Below are 25,923 nucleotides of genomic sequence, written 5' to 3' on the forward strand. Positions count from 1 at the left end.
AACAGACCGCTAAATCAAGAGACTGGCCACAAGGAATCCGAATAATTTAACTTAATCGAATGTACAAATATATGAATATAAGTGATAAGCTATTCCAGTTCATGATGAGAACATTTTTAATCATGGCTTCTTTCCTCACTTGCACACAGCTACTTTGGGCTTCCTATACCAACGCTCAGGGGATGCAAGATAAGGTCAGCATCAACTTTAATACCGAAAGTCTTTCTGATGCGCTGCTGAAACTAAGCAAAAGCCTATCCGTGCAGATGGCTTACGATGCGACGGCATTGAAGCTGGCCGACCACACGGTACAAGCAAAGCGCTTCAGGGATACGGAAGCAGAGAAAATACTTCATTACTTATTGGCCAATACCGATATCACCTACATCGAAAGCGAAGCAGGGATCGTGCTCACCACCCAAGCGGCTGTACAGCAAATGGGCAGCATCAATGGCCGCGTCACGGACGACCGCCAAGAGCCGCTTGCGGGAGCGACCATCCGGGTTGTCGAATTGGGCCGCAGTACGGTCTCCGATGCCAACGGTTACTTTTCCGTCAACGTCCGTCCGGGTACCTACACCGTGGAAGTCACTTACCTGGCCTACGGCAAAACCAGTCGGTCAGGCATCGTCGTCACTGGCAATCAACAGGTGGCAGTTGACTTTAGGTTGTCGGCTTCGTCGGATGAATTAAACGAAGTCGTGGTGACCGCGTTGGGCATTAAGCGGGAAGAGCGCTCATTAGGTTATGCGGTAGGCCGGGTGAAGGGCGATGACCTGAGCCGGGTAGTCAATGACAACGTGCTTACCGGCATTGCTGGTAAGGTGCCGGGTGTTTCGATCAGTGCCACTGGTGGTACAGGGTCTTCTGTAAGCATGGTTATTCGTGGTGCCACGTCGTTAAACAACGACAACCAGCCCCTTTTTGTCATTGATGGGGTGCCCGTGGCGAACACACTAAACAACATCGGGCAGATTGGTAGCGACAACCGGGTGGATTATGGCAATGCGATTGCCAGCCTGAACCCGGACGATATCGAAGAAATTTCCATCCTGAAAGGGCCGAGCGCTGCGGCGCTGTATGGATCGCGTGCAGGCAACGGTGTGGTGCTCATCACCACGAAGTCTGGAAAGCATGCAGACAGGATGACCATTTCGGTGACCAGCAACACCGTCTTCGACGTGCCGTATAAATTCCTCGACATGCATTCCAAATTTGCAACGGGTGTACTACCGCTCACGCCGGACAATCCGTTGGCTGGGGGCAGGCTCGTCATTGAGGAAGGATCGGCCGCCGGCATGGGGCCGGAACTCGATAAAGGGTACCTGGCTGTGCAATGGAACAGTCCGGTAGACGAAAACGGAAATAAAATCCCTACACCGCTGGTATCCCACCCCGATAATGTGCGTAATTTTGTGCAAACCGGCATCACCTCCACCAATGGGATTTCGATCGCAAACAGCAACGATCGGACGGATTACCGCATCTCCTATGCAAACATGAGCAACCGCGGTATCATCCCCAATTCGGACCTTTTCCGCAACTCGTTAAACATCAACTCAACCGTTAGGCTTCATGAAAAGGTGTCGTTGGGTGCACAGGTAGATTTCAGTCGCAATAACTCCAATAACCGCCCGGCAAATAACCGAGGCGCCAATCCAATGGAATGGGCATACAAAGTTTCGCCCCACATCAATATACGGGATTTGCAAAACTATTGGGTAGAAGGCAGCGAAGGCGTGCAGCAGCTTTCACAGGCGCCCGGAAACTACAACAATCCCTATTTCCTCGCCTATGAGGTCAACAACGCATTTGTACGTGATCGCGTGTTTGGAAACCTGCGTGCCGATTGGCAGATCACGCCCGAGCTGAGCTTCATGGCTCGCTATGCCCTGGATCTTTACAGTGAGGAGCGCGAGTCCAAAGTACCCTTCAGTTACACGAACGAACCGCGTGGGGCCTATGGCATCGTCAACCTCGGCCATCAGGAGCAGAATGTCGATTTTTTGGCTTCCTTCAAAAAAACGTTCAATGCGTTGAGTTTCTTTGCTTCTGCAGGAGGGAACGTACGCTATGAACGCAACAGGACCGTTCAAACGAAAACGCAAAATGAATCGGGGTTAATTACCCCCAATCTGTATACGTTGGCTAATATTGCACCGGCGAGCCTGGATTACAGCAGCTACCTCTCGGAAAGAGCGGTAAACAGTGTATATGGGCTGGTAAACTTGGGGTATCGCGATATGGTGTACTTGGATCTGACGGCCCGAAACGACTGGTCGAGTACGTTGCCGGTAGACAACCGTTCGTACTTTTACCCATCGGCCTCGCTGAGTTTATTGCTGGACAGGATGTTGAAGCTGCCCAGTCAGGTAAGTCTGCTGAAACTGCGCGGTGGCGTTGCCCAGGTGGGCAACGATGCGAGTCCTTATCAACTGATGAATGTGCTGGGCAATGCCGGTGCGTGGGGCGGAGAAATCATTCAGATGAGCAAATCGAGTAATTTGCTGACACCTACCTTAAAACCGGAAAAAAGTACCTCGTATGAAGTAGGTATCGATGTGGCTGCGCTAAATAACCGATTGCGGCTGGAGGCAAATTATTATAAGGTAGAAAACGAGAACCAAATTTTCCCGACAGCATTGCCGGGATCAAGCGGCTTTACCTCAATCAATGTCAATGCAGGGTTGTTGGCGAGTAGGGGGATCGAGGTTGTTGTTGGTGGCACACCTGTGAAGACGACCGACTGGACGTGGGATATCAACCTCAACTGGTCGCGCAATCGTACCAAGATAGAGGAACTTACAGAAGGCATGGAGTTTTTTACCTTTTGGACAGAGGGGAGGGGCGGCGCCCGTACGTACGTCGGTGAGGAAATCGGCGACCTTTATGACTCCAAGCTGGTGACTGTGGAAGATCCCAACTCTCCGTACTATGGTTATCCCATTTTGAATGACCGTGGTTCATGGCAAGCGATACGCATCAACAATACCCGCAATAAAATCGGCAACTTCAATCCTGATTTTGTGATGGGTATACAGACGGCATTGACCTATAAACGCTTTACCCTCAATGCAGCATTTGACATGCGTTTCGGGGGTGACTTTATGTCCCAGACCTACCGGTACTCCGAGTCGGACCTTAAAACCCAGCGGTTCCTGGATAACCTGATTAACCCCAATGGACTCACAGGAGACGCCTTGCGCGACTACTTGGTAAACAATGATTTGGTGCGTGTCAAAGGCAATCAGTTCAACATCGTCGGCGGACCGACAGCCGAGTACGGCGCTTTCCCTTTAGTCATGGACGGAGTCAATTATGGCAATTTCGCCGTCTTCAATCCGGGTGTCATCGCCGTGTACAATGATGCAGGCGAAGTCGTTGACTACATAGAAAACCTTGGCGGCCCAGAAACGAGGTATCTGCCATATGCAGATAATTATCCGTGGGACTACATGTTGGCCTCCACGTTTGACGCTTCCTATATCAAACTGCGTGAACTTTCGATCGGCTATGCTTTGCCCACCGCTTTCGCACAGAAACTGGGTATGCAAAACGCATCGCTATCTGTTTACACCCGCAACCTGATTTTGTGGACGAAGGCGAAGATAGGCGTCGACCCGGAAATGGCGTTCCAGCCAGAAAGCGGTGTGCAGGGCGGCGGTATCCAGTTTAAGCAAGGCATAGAACGGTATAACGTAACACCGTGGGCGATGCCTATCGGATTTAGGCTGGCGGTTACATTTTAAGGTTAATTACTTGGTTTAAAAACACAGCAATGAAGAAAATAATAGCTATCGTAGCACGATTTGGATGGGTGGTTGCACTGGTAGTCATCAGCGGGTGTAAGGATCTTACTGAATTGAATATCAATCCCAATGGAACCGATGAAGCCACGGTAAACCCCAATTTGATTATGCCTACGGTATTGACCGAAGCAGCAAAGCGGTACCTTGATTTAGGATTTCAGGATATCGCCGGTGTCGTGCAGCATACACAAAAGGACGCATGGGCGGGCTCGCACAATAATTATGAATGGCTGGGTAGCCAAAGTTGGAATGGAGACTACGGCATTCTGCGCAACAATGCGCTGCTGATGAAGCGAGCAGAAGAGGAAGGGATGGACTTCCATCGGGGAGTAGCGTTGGTGATGAAGTCATTTATGTTTGGTTTGATTACCGATTTATGGGGCGACGCACCGTATACACAAGCATTAAAAGCCGAGGAAGGAGGCGTGGTCAACCTATTGCCAGCCTACGATAGCCAGGAAACAATTTACCAGGGTATCCTTGCCGATTTGGAAACCGCAAACACCTTGCTTTCGAGGCCGGCGAGTGAATACCAGTCCGTATTGAGCAGCGCAGATGTCTACTTTGGCGGAGACCCCCATCTTTGGCGGCAGTTTGCCAACGCCCTCCAGCTGCGCTATTACATGCGCATTTCCGAAAAACTCCCGGAGGAGGCCAGGGCCGGTATTGAACGTATTGTGGCAAATCCCACACAGTATCCGCTCATTTCGTCGAGCAACCACGACGTCGCGATGTCGTACCGAGGCACATCCGCACTCGACTCATGGCCGTCCAACACATTTACGGATGTCAGTGGCAGCAATTACCGCCGTGTGAAGATGTGTGCCACACTGGTGGAGTACCTGCAGCAACGGCATGACCCACGCTTGGCCATTTGGGCAAAACCAGTGGAGATTCCTTTGGTGGTAAGCGACGCCTTCCCTGCCGGTACGGATGAAGTGGTCAACGGGAGACGGCACCTTTCACCCGACGTGGTGGCGGGAATCACAATAGATACAGACCCGGATTATGTCGGGTTGCCGCCGAGCCATTCGGCACTGCCGTCGGCATACAACCTCAATCCTACGCCTGGACAGACATCTTATAATCCACACGTCTCCTACCTCAACGAAATGTATATGGATGCGAGCGGCCCGTTGCTGAAGGCGCAGTTGCTCTCTGCCGCCGAAGTTTCGTTTATTTTGGCCGAAGCGGCGTGGAAAGGCTGGAATGTCGGCGATGCAGAAACGCATTATAACAACGGCATCCGGGCATCGCTGGAAAGCTGGACGGTAGGCAGCGCTTATGCAGACTACATCGCCGGCGCGGACGTATCGTACAACGGTACGCAACAACAGATCTTGGAGCAGAAATGGATAGCCAGCTGGACAGCTGCCACTGAAGCTTGGTTTGACTACCGCCGTACAGGATACCCGGCGCTCCAGGCAGGCCCGGCAGCCCTGAGATCCGTACTGCCCGTGCGCTTTTATTATATGCAAGATGAACTGAATATCAACCGGGCAAACGCCGAACAAGCATTGCAACGTCTCGAACGGACGGGATACTCACAAGCCGACGGTGAAAACAGTGCTTGGTCTAAGCCGTGGTTGCTTCAAGGTACAGGTAAACCTTGGTAATTGCAATATTCACATTATATTTGTTTGGCCGATAGGTCAGGATACTAAAAGAGAATGACACGAACGCATCGCAATAATCAACCTATCCGGATGGTCGCCCTGGCGGCCATCCTTTCATTTTCGATCACGAACCTTTTTGCGCAAAGCGCCATAACTCCTGAGACGGCGCTGCAACATTATGTAGATAAGCCAGATGCGACATACCGGTGGGAAGTCAAGGATTCGGTGCTCAACCCGTCAGTGACGGTTTATCAGCTGCTGTTGGTCTCCCAAACTTGGAAAGATACGGTGTGGACGCACCAGCTTTCCGTTGTCGTGCCGGAGCACGTGGAGCACAGCGGAGCACTGCTGTTCATCACGGGTGGCTCGGTGCGGGACGGCTTGCCACGTTGGAATGACAACCCCGAAGACCGGCAGCTGGCCGCTATGCGCATGATTGCTACAGCCAATCGCGCGGTCGTAGCTATACTGCGGCAAACGCCCAATCAACCGTTGTACGGCGGCCGCACCGAAGACGAGCTTATTTCCATGACCCTGCACCGGTATAAGCAAGACAAGGATTATGAATGGCCGCTGCTCTTCCCGATGGTGAAGAGTGCCGTCAGGGCCATGGATGCTGTGCAGGCGTTCACCGCTGGAAGGCTGACTGTGCCGGTGGATAAATTCATTATTTCCGGATTTTCCAAACGGGGATGGACCACATGGCTTACGGCCGCCGCCGATGGGCGTGTGGTTGCCATAGCGCCTATGGTTATCGACGTACTCAATATGCCGGTGAGCCTGCAGTACCAGATAGAAACCTGGGGCGACTACAGTGTGCAGATTCAAGACTATGTACGCTTGGGGATCCCGCAAAGCGCCACTACTCCCGATGGTCAGGAAATCACCACGATGGTAGATCCTTACGCCTACCGCAAATCGCTCACCATGCCCAAAATGCTGTTCATGGGCACTAACGATCCGTATTGGGTCGTCGATAATGTAAAACATTACCTGGACAGCATCCCCGGTGAAAACCGGCTCCACTATGTGCCCAATGCGGGGCACGATTTGGGTGATGGCCAGCAGGCAATGAAGGCATTAAGTGCGTTCGTAGGAACGACGTTGGGGAACTTGCCCTATCCGGAAACCGATTGGACGCTGAAGGCCAGACGCCGTAGGGCAAAACTCCGCGTGGCGGCCACCCCAGGGCAGCTGACCGATGTGGTGCTGTGGACCGCTACGTCTACCGATAAAGATTTCCGCGATGAGCAATGGACGAGTACGTCATTGGGGATCCAGGGCAAACCGGCCATTAAGCTTAACCTCCCCGCGCCGTCCGAAGGATACCAAGCGTATTACGTAGATCTCAAATACCAAAGCCCCGTAGGCGGCGAATACACCCAGAGTACGCGGGTGTTTGTATTCGGGCCGAACGGGATATTATAAAGACATATAAACTAAACGTTCACCATCATGAATAGATTCGTAAAACCGTTGATCCAATTGGCGCTGACTTTTGCGCTTGGATACGCCTGGCTTCCCGGCGCTTGGGCACAGCAATTTGAGCCGGGTGCATACCCTGATCGGGTGGTACTCACCTGGTCAGCCGACCCAACAACCACCCAGACGGTCACCTGGCGTACGGATGCATCGGTCACAGGTGCCAAGGCGCAGGTGCGGCTTGAAGACGGAACACCCGATTTAGAAACCGACGCCGTGGAGTACCCCGCCGAAACGCGCCCGTTCACAGGAAAGGAAGGGCGGGAAGATCGCTACCATCATGTAACGTTCACCGGACTGAAGCCCGCTACGGTATATGTATACCGCGTGGGGGATGGCACGCACTGGAGTGAGTGGTTTCAATTCCAGACAGCCGCTGCCGGCCCTGAGCCGTTCTCGTTTATTTATCTTGGCGATGCCCAAAATGACATCAAATCAAGATGGTCCAGGGCCATCCGCCAGGCGTTTCGCCAGCAGCCTGATGCGCGGTTTATCATCCATGCGGGCGACCTCATCAACCGGTCGAATACCGATGCTGAGTGGGGCGAGTGGCACTATGGTGCAGGGTTCATCCATTCGATGATTCCAGCCCTGCCCGTCCCGGGCAACCATGAGTATTTCCGGGATGCCCAGGAAAAACCCACACTTGATCCGCATTGGGCCGCCCAGTTTACGCTACCGCGAAACGGTCCAGCGGGACATCAGGAATCCGTCTACTATGTCGATTATCAAGGCGTGCGGCTCATTGGTCTTAACTCACAGCAGATGGGCGTAGAAGAAGGCTCCTTTGATACCCAAGTAGCCTGGCTCGAAAAGCTGTTGCAAGACAATCCGCAGCGATGGACGGTGGTTTTCTTCCATCATCCGCTGTATTCGACCTCCAAAAACCGCAGTGATGATAATAAGGAAGCGAAAGCACGGCTTAAGGCATTGTTTGACCAGTATGGGGTCGATCTGGTATTTCAGGGGCATGACCATACCTACGCGCGTGGCAAGGGGCCAAACGCAACAGCGTCGGGACCCGTTTATGTCCTGTCTGTCGCTGGCCCTAAAATGTACAAATCAGACTCCGAACGGTGGATGGATGTCTCCTTGGTAGATACCCAGCTTTACCAAACTGTACAGGTGGCTGGCGACAAGTTGCAGTACAAAGCCTATAATGTGGCTGGCAAGCTTGTCGATTCGTTTGAATTGACCAAATAAAAACGAGATGAATAAACTCAATTATCTTTGTTTGGTTGCGCTTGTGCTGTTGGCCTTTTCGGAAACAGGTGTTGCGCAGCAATCACGCGCAGACTCCATCCTGACGGTCTTCCACACACAACCTCAAACCGTGCTGGTAGCCGCTCATCGTGGAGCCCATCACCAGTTTCCCGAAAATTCATTGGCGGCCATGGGAGCAGCTATTAAAGCAGGGGCGCACATCCTTGAATTGGATGTACGTGAGACGCAGGACGGCGAGCTGGTCGTTTTGCATGACAAAACCGTAGACCGTACCACTGACGGGAAGGGGGAAGTGGCGTCGCTGACCTACGACGACGTGCGGCGATTGGTGCTTACCCATCGCGGGAAGCCTACCGAACATCGTGTGCCAACATTCAAGGAGGCGCTGCTCCGGTGCAAAGATTCCATCCTGGTGGATATTGACTTCAAGGCAGAGAGCGAAGAGGCTGCCATGAAGGTATGTCAGGTAGTAGCAGAACTGGGCATGGAAGAGCAAGTGCTTTTCTTTCTGTACGACTACAGGCAGATGCCACGCCTGCACGCTTTTAATCCACGCATAAAGGTGATGCCGAGGGCGTATAGTCCCGCAGATTTGGCTGCGATATCAGCCATGAATATCGCGACCATCATCCACATCGACGACAGCTATTACGATGCTGCGCTGATCGAGCCGTTGGTAAAAAAAGGAATCCGTATATGGGCAAACACGTTGGGAAAAGTCGATCAACAGAAAGAAGAAGGTTATGCTTTGTTTTTTAAAGATATGGCCCTGGTCAATGTCGTTCAAACGGATCAGCCGGAAGCGATGGTAGCATTCCTCCGAAAAAACCAAACCAATTGATTCACGTATGTATCAACAAAAAAAACAGCCGTTATGTCGGGCTATTACATTGCCCGTTGTCTTGTTGCTTTTAGTAGGGGCGTGTAAGTCCCCCATACCGGACCGCTCAGTGGCTGAGACGATGGATGCCATCGTCTCCCGGCTGTACGCCCAATACGAGGCCGATAAGCTGGACACCATCGGGGAAGCGTTTGTCCTGGATTTTATCACCCCGGAAGAACGTGACGTATTGGCCACGAATTATTGGCAATTTCAGGTGAATGTACCCGTCGTGGTATCGCTCATGCGTGACACCGCCCAATCGCGGCCGCCTTTTTGGTTGGAATCATCGGGCTTCAAAAAGACGGACATGCTGGTTAAGAATGAATTGTACACCTACGAGGTTTGGCAAAAAAAGTTTCCAGCAGGAGAAATCAAGCTCGGCATCAACGGCTTTGATAAGCATAGACCGGTATATTTTGTGAGTGTGGCGTCCCAGGATGCCACGGTACAGCTAACCATTGAACCTGTTTTTCCCGCGGTGCAGCATATCGATACCTTGGGTATCGGTTCGTTTACGTACCACGATTGGGACGGGCTTACGCTTACAGCGGTGCCGGAGGTGCTCCGTGGCCAGTTGCTGCTGACCACGATCCGCGGCCGTGCGCGTGAAGCCCACCTCGTCCGGGCATTCCGGAAGACGGATTTTCCTGCCCGTGGTGAGGCCGATCAGCTCGCGTTGACGTTGGGCGAAGACCCATCGTCAGCCATGACCGTACAATGGCGTACCGACACCACCATAAAAAGCGCGTGGGTAGCTTACTGGCAGACTAATTACGGCGATACCGCCACGCAACAGGCTGTGGTAAACCGGCTGGAAGATCGCTTGTTAATCAACGACCGCTACAATCACCGGTTCATGGCCGAGCTCAAGGGCTTATCGCCCGGTAGCAGCTATCAATATCAAATCCACAGTGAATCGGGCGCTATATCGGATGTATTTCAGTTTGCGACGGCACCCTTGGAGGATACTTTTTCCTTCAATTGGTTCGGCGATACCCACAACGACCCCGCAGCAGGCGATCTGATTAAGCTTGCGTATGGACAGGATTTGACCGCCGCATTTAGCCTTTGTTCGGGCGATTTAGTCAATACGGGCCTTCACCGCAATGATTGGGATAAGTTCTTCCATGTTGCGGGCCATGTGTTTGCCAAACAGCCATTGATGGCCGTGCCAGGCAACCACGACAGTCAAGACGGTCTCGGCGCTTCGATGTTTCAGGCATTGCTTGATTACCCGGCTAATGGACCTAAAGGGTTCCCCGCCGGGCTCACGTATTCCTTCAACTATAAAAACGCCTTGTTTGTCATGATTGATGCGGCAAGTTTCCCGGTAGCCGAACAAACCCGCTGGCTGGAGGAGACCCTCGCTTCATCGGCAGGGACATGGAAATTCGTTGTGTTCCATTTTCCGCCTTATAACGAAGTGGAGCCCTATCCGGAAATCGTCAGCCAATGGGTGCCCTTGTTCGAGAAATATAAGGTGGATATCGTGATGGGCGGCCATTTCCATTATTACCTACGGACGCAACCGCTGAAAGGAAACAGGCCTGATGAACACGGTGTGACCTACTTGATGTCGGTAGCAACCGCGGCGGCCCGCGAAGCGAAAGATAAGCAGCCGTTCGTGGCCAGGCGTATCGAAAATGGTAATTTTTATCAACATTTTCGCATTGAAGGACGCCAGCTTACGTATACCTGCCATGGTGCGGATGGCTCAGCACAGGATAGGCTGATCATCAAAAAGTAGACCGCGGAAAGGTTGTGTCGCCCATCGTTCAGGGATAGGATTTAGCTTCATCATACGTTAATAAGGACTTAACGCAACAACAATAGCTTTGTAAAAAAGCGATTAGTATGCGTTATATCTTTACATTCATTATCACATTGCTCCTGCTTCCGGCGGCTTGTATGGTTTGTTATGCGCAGCAGCACAGCGTTTCGGGCCGCGTTGTAGACGAAACCGGAGCTCCCCTGGTCGGAGCGACCGTTGCTTTGGAGGCCACTAATTTCCAGGCCACGACGCAGTCAGATGGCACATTTCAACTGGTTAAAATCCCCCCGGCTACCTATCGGCTGGTCATTTCTTATCAAGGGCGCGTCAATTACTCCCAATCGGTAGATATTAGCGGTGGAGACGTACAGCTTGACGAGATACGGCTTCAGCCGGGCCAGGTTGCCCTGGGTGAGGTTGTCGTAAGTACACAGCGCCGTACTCAGACCAGCATTGAAGTGCCCGTTACGGTAAGCACCTTATCTGGCGAGACGCTTAGCCGGCTCAACATGCGCCAGATGGATGAGATGTCAACATTTATCCCCGGGATGCAGGTGCAGCTGCAAAGCCCAAACAATCCGGGATATGTGATCCGGGGTATTACGTCGGATGATGGCGACTCGCGCACGCAGCCGCGTATCTCCATTTTTCAGGACGGGATTTCCATATCCCGGTCACGGGCGTCGGTGGTCGAACTGTTCGATATCGAGCGGGTGGAAGTAGCGAAAGGTCCACAGGGTACACTCTTTGGCCGAGGTGCGCAAATCGGAGCGCTGCACATTATTCAGCATAAGGCACAAGATCGCTTTGGGGCGGAGGTCTATGGCGGATATGGAGCCTATAACCATCGATTTGTCAATGGCTATATCAACACCCCCATCACTGCGGGTAAGTTGGCCAACCGATTGGCATTCAGTTACGAGGGAAGGGATGGATTTATCAGCAACCTCTCCGGCGGAAGGCTCAACGGAAAGGAAGTGATCGCACTGCGCAACAGCACCCGCCTGTGGGGAGGTTCGAACACTACGGCAGATCTCATCCTGAACTACCAATACGACAACTATCCAGGTACAAGTTTCAAGAGCAGGCGCTTTGCGCCGGCGGGTGGCGATACCGATCCCACTACCTCTGCCGATCTGGAACAGGGAGAAGACCTGTATATCAAACGGCATGTAGGCGGGGCAACGCTACTGGTGGACCATCGCTTGGGCAATGCATGGCGGTTGTCATCCCTTTCAGGGTTCCGGGCCTTTGACAGCAATGAGTCCTTCGACGCCGACGGTACCCCGGCCCAGTTATTATGGGTTTCCGAACGGGCGAAAGGCACGCAGTACAGCCAGGAACTGCGGTTGACCTATGAAAACAACAGCCGTTTCTCCGGATTCATCGGGGCCGGCTATTTCTATGAAAACTCTTCACAGCAGGTGCCGCTGCGGGTAGACGAGCGCGCATTGTATCCAGCTTATATTGCCCCGATACTGAGTGCCCAGCTGTCTGGACAGCTTGGTCAACTTGGGACGTCGCTGGGTTTGCCCGACGCACAAGTACAAGCACTTACCCAACAGGTACAGCAGCTCTTCCATACGGAGCCGGTCATCGCGAACGGGCAACCCCAACTTGTCGAAAACCTGCCCAACTTGCAACCATTAGCGCTGGGCTTAATCAGCCAGCTGGTTCCGGGTGGCCTGCCTCTGGGTATCACCTGGCAACAACTCCTTCAATCCGGCATGTTGCCTCCCGCGCTCCCCGAGGAGCTCATTGCATTGGTCACCTTACTGGATGGCAGCCCCATCAATCGTTTGCATACCGAGTCATACACCAATTATGGAAGGAATCAGGCCGTGGAACTATTTGCAGACGGTACGTTCGATTTGACCGACCAACTGAAGCTAACGGCCGGCCTCCGCGGCACGTATGAGGCTCAGCGTGGAGGCTATCGGGCCGATGCCGCTTCGCCGCCAAGCGTATTTGGTATGATTGCCAACAACGGATCACCGAATTTGCTCAATCCGGTATCAAATGGTACGATATACGCCAGCAAAAACTACTACTCGTATGTGGGGCGGTTGGCGCTGAACTACCTTTTCGCCCGCAACAACGTGTATGCCAGCGTTTCGCGGGGTAGGAGGCCGGGTGTTATTTCGATATTGCCGGCCGAGACGACTTACCTGAAACCCGAGGTGGTGTGGAGTTATGAGGCAGGCGTGAAAGGGTTGGTAGCCAACGGTAAACTGGGGTATGAGTTGAGTGCATATTACTACGACTGGTACAATTTTCAGACGCTGTCGTTGCAGCAAGTGCCAGGAAGCATTGCGCCGATGTTGCTGGCTGACGATGCGGGCAAAGCCCACAGCTTCGGTATCGAAACCGGCCTGCGGTATTTCTTCACGCCCACCGTCAATGTCTTTGGTAACTATGCCTACATTGATGGAAAATTCAATGATACGGATGAAAATGGCAATCCGCAGGAATACGCGGGCAATCGTTTCCGCCTGACGCCTGAACACAGCTTTGCCATCGGGCTGGATGCCGATATCCCCGTCAACGGCCGTTCGTCCATTTACCTGCGACCTTCGTACGCTTACCAATCGGGGATATATTTTGAAGACAGCAACCGCGAAGATTTGCATCAGGCAGGGTACGGGCTGGCCAATTTCACGGCCGGGTATCGGTTTTTGGTCAATAATATACGCTATGACATAGGCGCTTACGGCAAAAATGTTTTTGATACGCGCTATCTTATTGACGCCGGGAATACCGGAGACACCATTGGATTCCCCACCTACATTGGCGGCAGCAGAAGTGTTATCGGTGCCCAGGTGAGGATAACGTTTTAATGGATACCCCCATGAAAATAATCATCCGGATTGCGGCAGCTATCCTCCTGCTTGTCCTGGGCTTTGCCACCGCGTTTTACTTTTGGGGGCAGCAGCCCAACCGCTCTACGACGGAGCATGTGTTATTGCGTACGGACAGCCTTCGTGCCGGGGCCAACAGGGAGGAAGTGGATACCGTGTTTTCCATCATGACCTATAACATTGGCTACCTCAGTGGGATGACCAATAACGAGCCGGTCAAACGGGATGAATCCTTGTTTTCAGCCAATCTCCGGCAGGCCGCTGATTTACTGGGACACCTGAAACCTGATATCGTGTGTTTGCAGGAGATTGATTATGGGAGCACACGAAGTTATTCGGTCGATCAGGAAGCAGCGTTAGCAGATACCATTTATCCGTTCGCAGCCCGGGCGGTCAATTGGGACAAGCGGTATGTGCCCTTTCCATATTGGCCGCCCAGCGTGCATTTCGGCAAAGTCCTCTCCGGCCAGTCGATCTTATCTAAGTTTCCGGTGACGGAACACGTGGTGGATACGCTGGCCGAAGTTGCCTCCGCTCCTTTTTACTATCGGGCATTTTACCTTCACCGGTTAGCTCAAGTGGTTAAGCTCGTGGTACATGACAAGGAGGTCATGGTCATCAATGTGCACCTGGAGGCCTTTGACAGGGATACGCGCGAAAGACATACCCAAGCTGTGCTGCGCTTGTACCAGCAGTACAGTGCGCAGTATCCTACGGTAATGGTGGGCGACTTCAACAGCAGTCCGGATGAAGCCGAGCCGACAATCCTTGAGATTCTCCAGGCCAATTTAAGGTCGGTCGATTTAGGCAGCACAGCCGAAATCCCGTATACCTATGACAGTGAACATCCTACTTCAAGACTCGATTACATTTTTTATAACAATGCACTTGAGCTGGTCGCAGGCCGGGTGGTCACAGAAGCTGGTCAGGTATCCGACCACTTGCCTGTATGGGCGGCCTTCCGCTTTGCTACTTTACGATAAATTGTCATAAAGGTCACCATTGGTTTTCTTTTGTTTAACAATCTGTTATTATCCTAATCATACATTCGCTGTATGAATGTTACCAAGGCGAGTCAGCTGACCGGAGGCGGTGTTTCGGCCTTTTATGCCGCCTATCCTGCGTTTACCATTTCCGTTCTCCTGTTGATGCTGGCAGGCGGAGCTTTGATGCTTTTCGTCCCGCAAAGCGAACAGTTTTTGTTTGTCAACCAATTGCACCACCCAATTGCAGATGCCGCATTTCAATACATTACCTATGGCGGTGATGGCCTGCTGATGGTGCTGTTGGCAGCAGTCCTGTTGTTCGTGCGCTTCAAGTATACGGTCTATGCGACGGCCTGTTTTATAGTGACTGGGCTTTTGGCGCAGGGTATCAAGCGGACACTTGGGTTTCCGAGGCCGGCCAAGGTCTTTGAAGGTGTTTATGATATCCACATACCGCCGGACCATGCGGTCCATTTCCACAACAGTTTTCCGTCAGGGCATACCACCACCGCCTTTGCGATGATGGCCGTGCTCTATTACTTTTTTCCCAATCAACGAAATTCACCGTTTCTGTTTGTGATGGCCCTGCTTGTCGGGTATTCTCGCATCTATTTGGCCCAGCATTTTCCCCAGGACGTCTTCGCGGGTGCCCTGATTGGCAGTTCAACGACCTTTCTTTTGCTCTGGTGGTTTGATAGCAGTAGGCTGTTCAAGGCGGATTGGGCCAATAGGAGGTTGCACGTATCGATCGCTAAATGTGAGGGAGCCAGCGCCGTTTCTGTGCGTACCAATCCTGCTGATTAATCTGCCGTCACTTCAGGCAGTATCGGGCAATTATCTGTCACCTTAATCAACCAGCATCATTGACGGGTGCCGATTATATTCATCATGGCGTAATGTTGACTTAATACCGTGAATATAGCTTTGTAGAAAGTTATACATCATGGAGCCATTGATCACCAAGGGGGCATTCGCTAAGGCAACAGGGATCCACCGATTGCCATTGCCGGGTATCGACAGCTTGTTGATGTCTTTTATGCAACTTGATCGGTTTAATACCGAATTTGACAAGGTGCGCCACTTGGAGGGGGCGGAATTTGTGGATGGCGTACTTGAGCTGCTGGGTATCCAGGTCCGCATAGACCCTTCCGATCTGGAGAAAATACCGAAAAAAGGTTCATTTATTGCGGTGGCCAACCATCCTTACGGTGGCATCGAAGGACTGATATTGCTTAAAATACTGTGCGCGGCGAGGCCGGAAACCAAGGTGGTGGCCAATTTTCTATTGCAGCACATCCCGAACCTCAGCGGCTATTTCATCGGAATCAATCCATTTCATGAAGAAGCGCATCTTTCCAATGTCGCCGGGTTAAGGCAAGTGCTGGCAGCCGTCAAGCAGGGCATGCCGGTAGCGATGTTTCCGGCGGGCGAAGTGTCGGCCTACCAACCGGCATTGCAGCAGGTCACGGATAAGCGCTGGCACCCGGTAGTCGGCAAACTCCTCGCCAAGGCGGGAGTGCCCATCGTACCCATTTATTTCCACGGGCACAACGGTTTGCTGTTTAATCTGCTGGGAATGTTGCATCCGAAGTTGCGTACGGCACGGCTGGCGGCAGAACTATTCAATAAGCACGGACATGAAGTGCACCTTCGGATAGGTATGGCGATTAGTCCCGAAAAAATAGCCAAGGGAAAGCAGCAGCCAAGAGAACTGCTCGACTATGTAAGGGCACGCACGTATGCATTGGGAATGGACATGCCTAAAACCAAATGGGAATGGTTGGAACGTGGAAGATTCACGCTGCCTAAAAGGCCGGAAGATATTGTTTCGCCGGTACCTGTCGCAGATTTGGAGCAAGAACTTGCCCAGTTGCAGTCCAATCGCATATTGACTGCGGGACACTTTGATGTATTCTTGTCAGAGGCCCAGCAGATGCCACGGCTCATCCGTGAAATCGGCCGGCTCCGTGAGGTGACCTTTCGCGGAGTTGGCGAAGGAAGTAACCGCTCCATCGACTTGGATGTCTTTGACCTGTATTATCGGCACTTATTTATTTGGGATCGGCGCGAAACAAAAGTGGTGGGCGCATATCGTGTGGGAATGGGGGCTGAACTGCTATATGGCCAAGGGAAACGGGGATTCTATCTTTCCCAATTGTTTAAAATGGACAAGGCCCTCACGCCCGTGCTGAAGGAGAGTATGGAATTGGGTCGTAGTTGGATCCGAGAAGAATACCAACAAACGGCTATGCCGTTGTACCTGCTGTGGAAAGGTATCGCCTGGTGCTTGGAAAAATACCCGCAATACCGTTACCTCATCGGGCCGGTAAGTATCAGTGGGGATTTTTCGCGGTTTTCCCGTTCGGTGATCGTCGAGTTTATCCGGCGCAACTGTTATGACGAAGAGCTCGCCGCGCTGGTACGGCCCAGGAAGCGGTTTAAACCCAGCCTGATGAAGATGGACCTGGAAGCGCTGTTGGACGACCCGACATCCCTCAATGCGCTGGAGCGATTGGTCTTGGACATCGAAAAACCAAACCGGCGCTTTCCGGTACTTTTACGCCACTACCTGAGCTTGAAAGCAAGTATCATCGCATTTAATGTAGATCCCAAGTTCAACCATTGTTTGGACGGGTTTCTCGTATTTGACCGCCAGCAATTGGACGAAGCCATGGAACGACGTTTTTTCGGCAATCGTTCCTGACAAACGCTACTCTTTTTCCTGCCGTCCTCCGTGCGCGATGCGGGGACTTATCCGAGGCGTATCCGTGAAATCCTTACATCCGCGCCGCATACGGCACGTATCCGGTATGCATTAAGGCAGCTTGCGTGAAGGCAACAGCAAGGATAGCGCCTGAGCGGTGTAGCAAAATTAATGTTAGCATAATATAAGCTGGTTATCTTTGCTTGTATGCGCATTAAGGCAGTTATCACGGAGTCCGAATTGCTCACCGGTATCAGGAATGATGTGCCCGGTATGTTTGAGGAACTCTTCAATACACACTGGGAGGCGCTATATCGCCAGGCATACCATCGCCTGCGTGATCAAAGTGAAGCGGAAGACGTCGTACAAGACATTTTTACCGACATTTGGGAACGGCGGCATTCGCTTGCCATCAACACCTCTTTTGGCGCTTACTTACATGCCGCATTAAAGTACCACCTCATTAAACGGGCGAGCAAGGCTGATTTGCAGCAACGGGCCATGGAACACTTGCTGCACCGGATGGAAGTCATTGAGCGTTCTGTATTGGATATAATGGCAGCGGGTGAAATCAGCAGCACACTGCACAACGCCATCCAACGGTTCCCCAAAAATATGCGCCGAATTTTCGTGATGCGAACGGAGGAGTTTACGGTGGCAGAGATTGCCATCGCCCTTGGGCTATCCGAACAGACCGTCAAAAACAATACAACGGATGCTTTGCGCCGGCTACGCGTGGTGTTGGCTGAAAAGCATCCCGATATTCCCCCCTCTTTCTACCTGCTTTTGGCGCTGTTTATCAAAAGTTAACAATTTGGCAACGGTTTGTTGAAGTACCTGGGCGCCTTGTACTGCACTATGTAGATGTAACAAGGTAAATCGGTGAAGTTAGCTACATTACAAAAATTGTTGAAGCGATACCATGATGGTATAGCGACAAAGGCCGAACGATATGTCGTGGATCAATGGTACGAATCGTTTGGCGGGGATCCAGAGGCGGTTCCGGGCCTGCAAACTGAGGCCGAAAAAACAGCCTTGAAATCGCGCTTATGGCAAGCTGTTCCCAAGCAGCGTAAGCCAATACGATGGTATAAACAGCACGCGTTTAGGATTGCTGCCAGCCTTACACTATTGTTGGGCGCAGCGGTTTGGTTGTATCTGGTTCGTGATCCCGCGGGGCAGTCGGCCGCCCAACTTGCGAAAACCAACAATCGGTGGCATGTGATTACCACCGGTAGCCGCCAACTTAAGCAAGTGCAATTGCCAGATAGTACGCAGGTATGGCTCAATGCCAATTCCAACTTGAAGGTATTACCGGGCTACGGTGTTGATGCGCGGCGCATCAGCCTATCCGGTGAAGCTTTTTTTGAAGTGACGCGCGATACCGTCCGTCCGTTCGTTGTGGAGGCGGATGGCATTACCGTCAAGGTACTGGGCACGTCTTTCAACCTCCGATCATACGAAAGCCTTCAAGAAATCAAAGTAGCCGTAAGCACGGGTAGGGTGCTGGTGACGAACGCAGCGGCGCAACAGCTTTCAGAACTGACCGTTGGCCAAGAATTAGCTTACCGCAGGGCTGATAAGACATTCCTTGTAGGCAACGTGGCTGTGGCCGATAGCCGTTCGTGGCGCGAGGGCCGCATTGTGCTTGACAGGGCAAGTTTTGATGAGCTGGTTCAGGGGTTTTACAACCGCTATGGTGTGCGGTTGACCACGGCAGATCAGGACGTGGCATCCTATCGGTACAACCTCACGTTGCAACCGACCTACAGGCTGGAAGAAGCGATAGCGCTTGTCTGCACGACACTGCATAAAAATTACAGAAAGGAGGAAAACGGAACGATAAGGATTTACTGACGATAAAAAAACACAGGTACTGCAAGAAGCAGCCGCCTGTGCCTTTGAAACGGCCGTAGCAGAAGTTTGGTCGCTGCGCTACAGCCCACGAGCAATTAACAGCATTAATCACCCATTGCCCAAAGTTAGGAAATAGGAATGGAAATACTTCATTCCAAGGTGACATTCCAGCTTATTGGGCCGTACAATAAATCAAATGAAGTCACAGCAAGCATTACTACATCATATCATGCGGATTACCTTTGTTCTTGCCTTTGCTTTGGTTGCTGCCACACAACTGTTGTGTGCCGCAAATTCCTTCGGGCAGGTCCTAGATAAGCGGATTGATTTATCCTATCGCCGTGCAGATGCCTATACCGTCATCAAGGACATCCAGCAGAAGACTGGCGTCGACTTTGCTTTTACCGACAATCTCGGCTTGGATAACATCACGTTTACAGACGTCCATTATAAAAACAGGCGTCTGGAGGAAGTACTTAAAGCGTTGTTAAACACCAACTGGATTGCATTTAGAGAACAATCGGGAACGGTGATACTCTATAAAATGCAAGCCCCGGGGCGCATCACTGGCCGCATCACGGACACCCAAGGCACGCCGCTTTCTGGTGCCAGCATTAAAGTGCGCGAAATCAATCGCAGTTACAGCGCCGATGACGACGGGCATTATTCCATCAGTTTGCCGCCGGGTACATATACCCTTGAAGTGACTTACATTGCCTTCCGGTCACAGCAGAAAGGCGGCATCGCGGTGGAGGAAGGCAAAGGCGTGAGGGCAGACTTTACACTGGATGAAGAGCAGGGGGCACTGAGCGAGGTGGTGGTCACGGCACTGGGGATAAAACGCGAAGAGAAATCATTGGGATATGCTGCCCAGACCGTCACCGAGGAAGCCGTGACCGAGGCTAAGAGCAACAACTGGGTAAATGCCTTGTCAGGAAAAGTTGCAGGGCTCACCGTACAAGGGGCCGGGGCAGGGCCAATGGGATCTTCCCGCATTACACTGCGCGGCGAATCGTCACTCAACCTGGATAATAACCAAGCGTTGGTCGTGATTGACGGTGTGCCGGTCAGCAACCGTATTACAGGTACGGGCTTCAACTCCCACCTTTCGCAAGATAGTCCGATTGATTTTGGATCGAATGTAAACGATTTGAATCCGGATGATATTGAAAATATTACCGTATTAAAAGGTCCGGCAGCAACCGCACTGTATGGAAGCCGGGCGGCGGGAGGCGCGCTGATTGTGACAACAAAGTCAGCGTCCCGTAAGCAAAACGGAATAGGCATTACATTCAATTCCAATACCAGCATCGAGCAAATCAACCGTTGGCCGGATTACCAGTTTGAATACGGAGAAGGGCGCACGGACGAATATTATTCGTATGGAGCTACGGAAGACGGCCCCAATACGAGCATGAACGTCGCTGCCGGACGGGCATGGGGGCCACGGTTCGAGGGGCAACAATATTACCAATATGATCCCCTTAACCCCGGCGGCATTCCGACGACGCGGACACCGTGGGTGGCTTATGATGACTACATCTCCGGCTTCTTTCAAACGGGGATTACCACGACCAATGGGCTGGCTATAGCGGGAGGCAATGAAGACAGCGGAGCGCGTTTGTCGGTGACACATCTTACTAATAAATGGATTTTGCCAAACACCGGGTTTAACCGGATCAACGCTTCCTTATCTGTGCAGCAAAAAGTATCCGAAAGGCTGCGGTTGAGCGGCAAATTTAACTATGCGATTAAGAAAAGTGACAACCTGCCGGCGGCCGGCTACAACAACCAGACGATGATGTATTTCCTCATCATCGGCACGACGCCCAATGTACGGCCTGAGTGGTTCATGCCGTACTGGGAGGCGGGGAGGGAAGGTGTAGAACAATATAAACCGTTTAACGCCGGGCCCGAAAATCCCTATGCGATTATGTATGAAATGCTCAACAAAATGAATAAACATAATATCATAGGAAATGTCAGCGCAACGTACAAGGTAACCGACAATATGGATGTGATGCTGCGGTCGGGATTGGATTTTGCTGCGGAGGATCGATCCCAACAACGGCCTTTCAGCATGACCAAGTACCCGAGGGGCATGTATCGCGAACAGGGTATCACCAATTACGAAAGCAATACGGATGTGCTGCTTTCGTACCGGAGACAGGTCAGCAATGCCTTGCAATTGTCTTTATCTGCGGGGGGGAATTATATGTTCCAGTCGTACAAATTTTATGGGATGTATGCCGATCAGCTTGCCCAGCCCGGGATTTATCAATTGTCAAACAGCTTGGACCCCGTCGTGTCAGAGGCAGACCAGCAGCGGAAAGCGATAGCGAGTTTATACGCCTTTGGGCAATTGTCTTATCAAGATAAAGTTTTTGTAGACCTTACAGGAAGGAATGATTGGTCAAGCACCTTACCGGTGGCCCAGCGTTCTTTCTTTTACCCATCCGTCAACACCAGTTTCGTGCTCAATGAGCTATTGGCACTACCGAGGGCTATTTCGTTCGCCAAGCTTCGCTTATCATGGGCGCAGGTTGGGAATGATACCCGGCCATATCAAACGGCTCGCTATTATGACCAGATTTACGGCAACAGCCTAACCAACTCTTCTATTTTATACAATCCCAACCTGAAGCCCGAAATTACGACGAGCTACGAGGCGGGCCTTGATATCCGGTTTTTACGCGGACGTATAGGAGCAGATATTACCGCCTATACCAACGACAGCAGAAACCAGATCCTGGCAACTCCTGTGGATCCGGTATCGGGGTATTCCAGCGCACTGATCAATGCAGGGCTTATCAATAGCAAAGGCATCGAGGTTGTACTCAATGGGCAGCCCGTTATGAGTCAGGCGTTCAAATGGGATTTAGCCCTCAATTGGTCATTGAACCGAAGCTATGTCAAAGAACTGGCCGAAGGCATCACCAACCAAATTATCTATAGCCACAGCAACAACGTCAATATCGAAGCACGTGTGGGCGGAAGGATGGGCGATTTGTATGGCCGCGGGTTTCAACGGTCGCCCGAGGGCGAAATCATTTACAATATTTCCGGATTACCGGAATCGTTAGATCCCGAAATGAAAAAGTGGGGCAATGCATTTGCCGATTGGAAAGCCGGATTGTCCAACCGGTTTAGTTATAAATCATACGGTTTGAGTGTGTTGCTGGATGGCCAGAAAGGGGGAAGTATTTATTCCCAGACTAACCACAAGAACAATACACTGGGAAAAACAAAAGTGACGCTCCCAGGGCGTGATGAGGGTATTGTTGGCCAAGGGGTGGTACGGCAAAGTGACGGCTCGTTTGTACCTAATACGACCCGGGTGCCCGCAGGCACGTACTATGACAATTATTACCAGATATCCAATGCGGAAACCAATGTCTTTGATGCTTCTTTCCTGAAAATAAGGGAAGTGCGGTTGTCTTATACCTTGCCCCCCGCGCTATCAGCCAAACTAAGGCTGACGAATGCATCCATCGCGCTCTGGGGCAGGGATTTGTTCAACTTCACGTCATTTCCGGGCTTCGACCCCGAGGGAGGCAATTTAAATGACGGTACGCTCACGCCGGGCGTAGAGTTGACCCAATTTCCATCCACCCGTAGTCTTGGAATGAATATCACACTTGGCTTTTAAGGATAAAATAATGAATGTATTAATTTTTCTGAAAATGAAGATAAGAAACCTCGGAATACTCGGGCTGTTTACAGGTATGCTGACGCTCCTGGTGTCCTGCGAAAAACAATTCAACGACTTGAACCTGGATCCCAATCGGCCGAAAGAAGCAACACCCGGCGTCTTATTGGGCCAGCTCCAATACCGTATTGTTAACGCCAAGATGAGCGATGCTAAAAATTTCACACACGAAATTATGCAGGTACATGCACCACGGGCAAGCACCAGCTTGAATAGTGTCATGCGGTGGTTTATCGCACCGAGGGATGGCATTTGGACCAATTATTACCAATGCTTGCTGGATGTGGACGATCTTTATACCATCGCAGACCAGCTGGGCGAAGACAACTACAAGGCGATTGCGCTAATATTGAAGGCATACATGTTTACCATATTGACTGATTTATATGGGGATATTCCGTGCTCGGAAGCCACCAAAGGTGAAGATGGCAACTTTCTGCCAGCCTTTGATACGCAAAAAGCCGTATATGAGCGTGTATTAGCATGGTTTGACGAAGCGAATGCACTCATCCATACCGATGAAGCCTTGCTATATGGTGGAGATATGATTTACTATGGGCATAACAGTGCTGCCAATATGGTCAAATGGAAGAAGCTTTGCAACGCGTTGAAGCTGCGATCATTGCTGCGGATACGGGAGCGCGATGGTGAAATCGACGTAACAGGCCAAATCAATGAGATGCTGGCTAACCCAGCCCAATATCCCTTGTTTGAGTCAAACGAGGATGAAGCCATTTTTAGGTATACCGGCGTATTTCCCTACTACAATCCTTTTTACAATGCACGTACATTGGACTGGCGTGATGGTAGCTACTTTACGACGTTTTTCTTAGCTAAACTGAATGAAACCAGCGATCCACGCAGAACCATTTGGGCACGTACGGTGACCGACAATGGCCAGCAGGTTTATCGGGGGATAGAAAGCGGTTACCCCGTAGGCGTAGAATATGATGTCGATGCTAACTCAAATTATACGGATATCCTTAAGACATTGCCACAATTGGGTATTATCATGTCGTATGCAGAGGTCGAGTTTATCAAAGCCGAACTGGCTTTAAGGGAATTTTCAAGCGGCGGGACGCCAAAAGAACACTATGATAAAGCGATCAGTGCTTCCATGGAACAATGGGATGTAGCGATGCCTGCGGACTTCTTAGGCCGCCCAGGTATTGTATACGATAGCGACCAGTCTTTCGAACGACAGCTTGAGCAGATCATGCTGCAAAAATACTATGCATCGTTTTTCGTGGACTACCAATCATGGTTCGAAAAACGTAGAACGGGATATCCCGTCTTGCAAAAAGGGAGTGGTATTCCAGCAGACCGCGTATTTCCACGTAGGACGCCGTATCCGCTGTATCTTCAGTCCTTGAATGCGGAAAACTTGGCCAGGGCCGTAGAGCAAATGGGCGGGGACGATTGTTACATCCGCGTTTGGTGGGACACCGAGTAATCGATAGCTAATCACTTATCTAACGTATTTTATAAAATGAAACCCCTTAAAAAAATCACCTTGTTGATGGCGTCGTGCCTGATGATGTCATCCATGGTATGGGCACAATCCGAAATGAAAACGGTGATCGTAATTTTTGACGGACTGCGTCCGGACTACATCACACCGCAGTTGATGCCCCGTTTGTATCAGCTCAAACAGCAGGCTGGTTATGCCAATAATAATCACAGCGTGTTTCCCACGGTGACCCGTGTAAACTCAGCTTCCTATGCCACGGGATCGTATCCTGCTCGGCATGGCATTCTGGGTAATTCCATCCACGTGCCTACCCTCGGCAATACCGAAATTTATGACACCGGTTCGATGGCGGATTTACTCGCCGTGGATAGCCTGTCGGGGCATCGGTTGCTCACAGCTACCTCGGCCGGCGAGCTACTGGCAGAAAATGGTAAGCAGCTTTATGCGTTCAGCTCCGGGACATCCGGACAGGCATTTCTTCAGAATCCGCAGATAAAAGGAGCCATCATCCATCCCGGATTTGTCCTGCCTAAATCTCTTGAACCGAAGGTGAAAGCAGCGATAGGCGAAGTGAAATCGCAGCAAGGAAACGGCTATGCCAAGCATATGTGGATTACCGATGCTTTCATCCATTTCGGGTTGGCAACTGACGGACCGGAAGTCAGTTCCATTTGGTATTCCGAGCCTGACGCCACCCAGCATGCCACAGGCATCGGCTCTCCACGTTCGCTGGAAGCTGTAAAAGTCATGGATGCGCAACTCGGCCGGATACTGGATACATTGGAGCAACGGAACCTGACGGGTCAGGTAAACCTTATCGTAACGTCCGATCATGGATTTATCACCTATGAGGGCGATCAAACCTTGCGCGACTTTTTAATTGAGGAGAAGCTCAAGAGCGATGTGCAATCGGATGATATTATCGTTGCTGATGGCGCCATATTTGTAAAAAACCGTGATGCGGCGGTGATCGCGGATATCGTAGCCAAGCTGCAGGAGCAGCCCTGGGTAGGTCCGCTATTTACCGCCGCTAAGGCCCCGGGCATGCCGGAAGGTATTGTCGCAGGCACCTTGTCATTTGATATCATTCACTGGAATCACCCAGATAGGGCGGCCGATATTTTGGTGGCATATGCTTGGGATGACAAGGTAAACGAATATGGTTACCAAGGCGTACAGCATAGCAAAAGCAGCATTGCGGCAGGCCATGGTGGAATCAGTAAACACGAAATCCGGACACCCATGGTATTGTTTGGCCCTGCCTTTAAAGCAGGATATGTCTCTGAGCTGCCTTCGTCTTTTATCGACATCATGCCCACCGTGCTGGCATTGCACGGTATCGGACGAGCCGGGCAAATGGACGGCCGGGTACTTTCGGAGTTTTTTGCTGACGAGCGTGGAGGTGCCACGCCCAAGGTTGAGATAGAAACCGTGAAAAGCAACGCGGCTGGTACATGGGGATCATACGAAGTAGAAGCACAACTGTCTACGATAGATGGTCATCGGTACCTCGATTTTGGCAGGACAAGACGAACCGGGCCGCAATAACCTTC

The 25,923-nt window shown here is 51.5% G+C and carries 15 protein-coding genes; all 15 read left to right on the forward strand.

Annotation, left to right across the window (positions count from 1 at the left end; translation table 11 throughout):
• The first annotated feature begins 101 nt into the window (after positions 1–101).
• The 15 genes from B5X72_RS01750 to B5X72_RS01820 all read left to right on the forward strand — a co-directional run bounded on the left by B5X72_RS01750 (position 102) and on the right by B5X72_RS01820 (position 25,918).
• The gene (locus B5X72_RS01750) at positions 102–3,749 is read left to right on the forward strand and encodes a SusC/RagA family TonB-linked outer membrane protein (protein ID WP_245826775.1); all 3,648 of its coding nucleotides are present in this window, start codon (positions 102–104) and stop codon (positions 3,747–3,749) included.
• A 29-nt stretch (positions 3,750–3,778) separates the two neighbouring features.
• Complete coding sequence (locus B5X72_RS01755; RefSeq protein ID WP_079715074.1) at positions 3,779–5,425, forward strand: SusD/RagB family nutrient-binding outer membrane lipoprotein; 1,647 nt, start codon at positions 3,779–3,781, stop codon at positions 5,423–5,425.
• A 54-nt stretch (positions 5,426–5,479) separates the two neighbouring features.
• Positions 5,480–6,853 (forward strand): PhoPQ-activated pathogenicity-related family protein, encoded by a 1,374-nt coding sequence (locus B5X72_RS01760; protein WP_217698075.1) that lies wholly within the window; start codon positions 5,480–5,482, stop codon positions 6,851–6,853.
• 27 nt (positions 6,854–6,880) lie between these two features.
• Positions 6,881–8,110 carry a purple acid phosphatase family protein gene (locus tag B5X72_RS01765; protein WP_079715075.1) on the forward strand — a complete coding sequence of 410 codons (1,230 nt, stop codon included), beginning with the start codon at positions 6,881–6,883 and terminating at the stop codon, positions 8,108–8,110.
• Between the two features lie 7 nt (positions 8,111–8,117).
• Positions 8,118–8,972: a glycerophosphodiester phosphodiesterase family protein gene (locus B5X72_RS01770; protein WP_079715076.1), complete on the forward strand. Its 855-nt coding sequence runs from the start codon at positions 8,118–8,120 to the stop codon at positions 8,970–8,972.
• A gap of 7 nt (positions 8,973–8,979) precedes the next feature.
• Positions 8,980–10,761 (forward strand): purple acid phosphatase family protein, encoded by a 1,782-nt coding sequence (locus B5X72_RS01775; RefSeq protein WP_079715077.1) that lies wholly within the window; start codon positions 8,980–8,982, stop codon positions 10,759–10,761.
• Positions 10,762–10,868: 107 nt separating this feature from the next.
• Entirely contained in the window at positions 10,869–13,622 is a 2,754-nt protein-coding gene (locus tag B5X72_RS01780) for a TonB-dependent receptor (protein WP_079715078.1), read from the forward strand.
• An 11-nt stretch (positions 13,623–13,633) separates the two neighbouring features.
• Positions 13,634–14,626 carry an endonuclease/exonuclease/phosphatase family protein gene (locus tag B5X72_RS01785; protein ID WP_176146058.1) on the forward strand — a complete coding sequence of 331 codons (993 nt, stop codon included), beginning with the start codon at positions 13,634–13,636 and terminating at the stop codon, positions 14,624–14,626.
• 72 nt (positions 14,627–14,698) lie between these two features.
• Entirely contained in the window at positions 14,699–15,433 is a 735-nt protein-coding gene (locus B5X72_RS01790; RefSeq protein WP_079715080.1) for a phosphatase PAP2 family protein, read from the forward strand.
• Between the two features lie 139 nt (positions 15,434–15,572).
• Positions 15,573–17,333, forward strand: coding sequence for a lysophospholipid acyltransferase family protein (locus tag B5X72_RS01795; protein ID WP_079715081.1), 1,761 nt, complete (start codon positions 15,573–15,575; stop codon positions 17,331–17,333).
• A gap of 207 nt (positions 17,334–17,540) precedes the next feature.
• The gene (locus B5X72_RS01800) at positions 17,541–18,143 is read left to right on the forward strand and encodes an RNA polymerase sigma factor (RefSeq protein ID WP_079715082.1); all 603 of its coding nucleotides are present in this window, start codon (positions 17,541–17,543) and stop codon (positions 18,141–18,143) included.
• Positions 18,144–18,242: 99 nt separating this feature from the next.
• The gene (locus B5X72_RS01805; RefSeq protein WP_176146059.1) at positions 18,243–19,190 is read left to right on the forward strand and encodes a FecR family protein; all 948 of its coding nucleotides are present in this window, start codon (positions 18,243–18,245) and stop codon (positions 19,188–19,190) included.
• Positions 19,191–19,386: 196 nt separating this feature from the next.
• Positions 19,387–22,839 carry a SusC/RagA family TonB-linked outer membrane protein gene (locus tag B5X72_RS01810; protein ID WP_217698076.1) on the forward strand — a complete coding sequence of 1,151 codons (3,453 nt, stop codon included), beginning with the start codon at positions 19,387–19,389 and terminating at the stop codon, positions 22,837–22,839.
• 34 nt (positions 22,840–22,873) lie between these two features.
• A complete protein-coding gene (locus B5X72_RS01815) occupies positions 22,874–24,352 on the forward strand; it encodes a SusD/RagB family nutrient-binding outer membrane lipoprotein (RefSeq protein ID WP_079715084.1) in 1,479 nt (492 codons plus the stop codon).
• Between the two features lie 36 nt (positions 24,353–24,388).
• The gene (locus B5X72_RS01820; RefSeq protein WP_079715085.1) at positions 24,389–25,918 is read left to right on the forward strand and encodes an alkaline phosphatase family protein; all 1,530 of its coding nucleotides are present in this window, start codon (positions 24,389–24,391) and stop codon (positions 25,916–25,918) included.
• Positions 25,919–25,923 lie beyond the last annotated feature (5 nt).

Origin of the sequence: Parapedobacter luteus, assembly GCF_900168055.1 — a bacterium.
GTDB classification, from domain to species: Bacteria; Bacteroidota; Bacteroidia; order Sphingobacteriales; family Sphingobacteriaceae; genus Parapedobacter; species Parapedobacter luteus.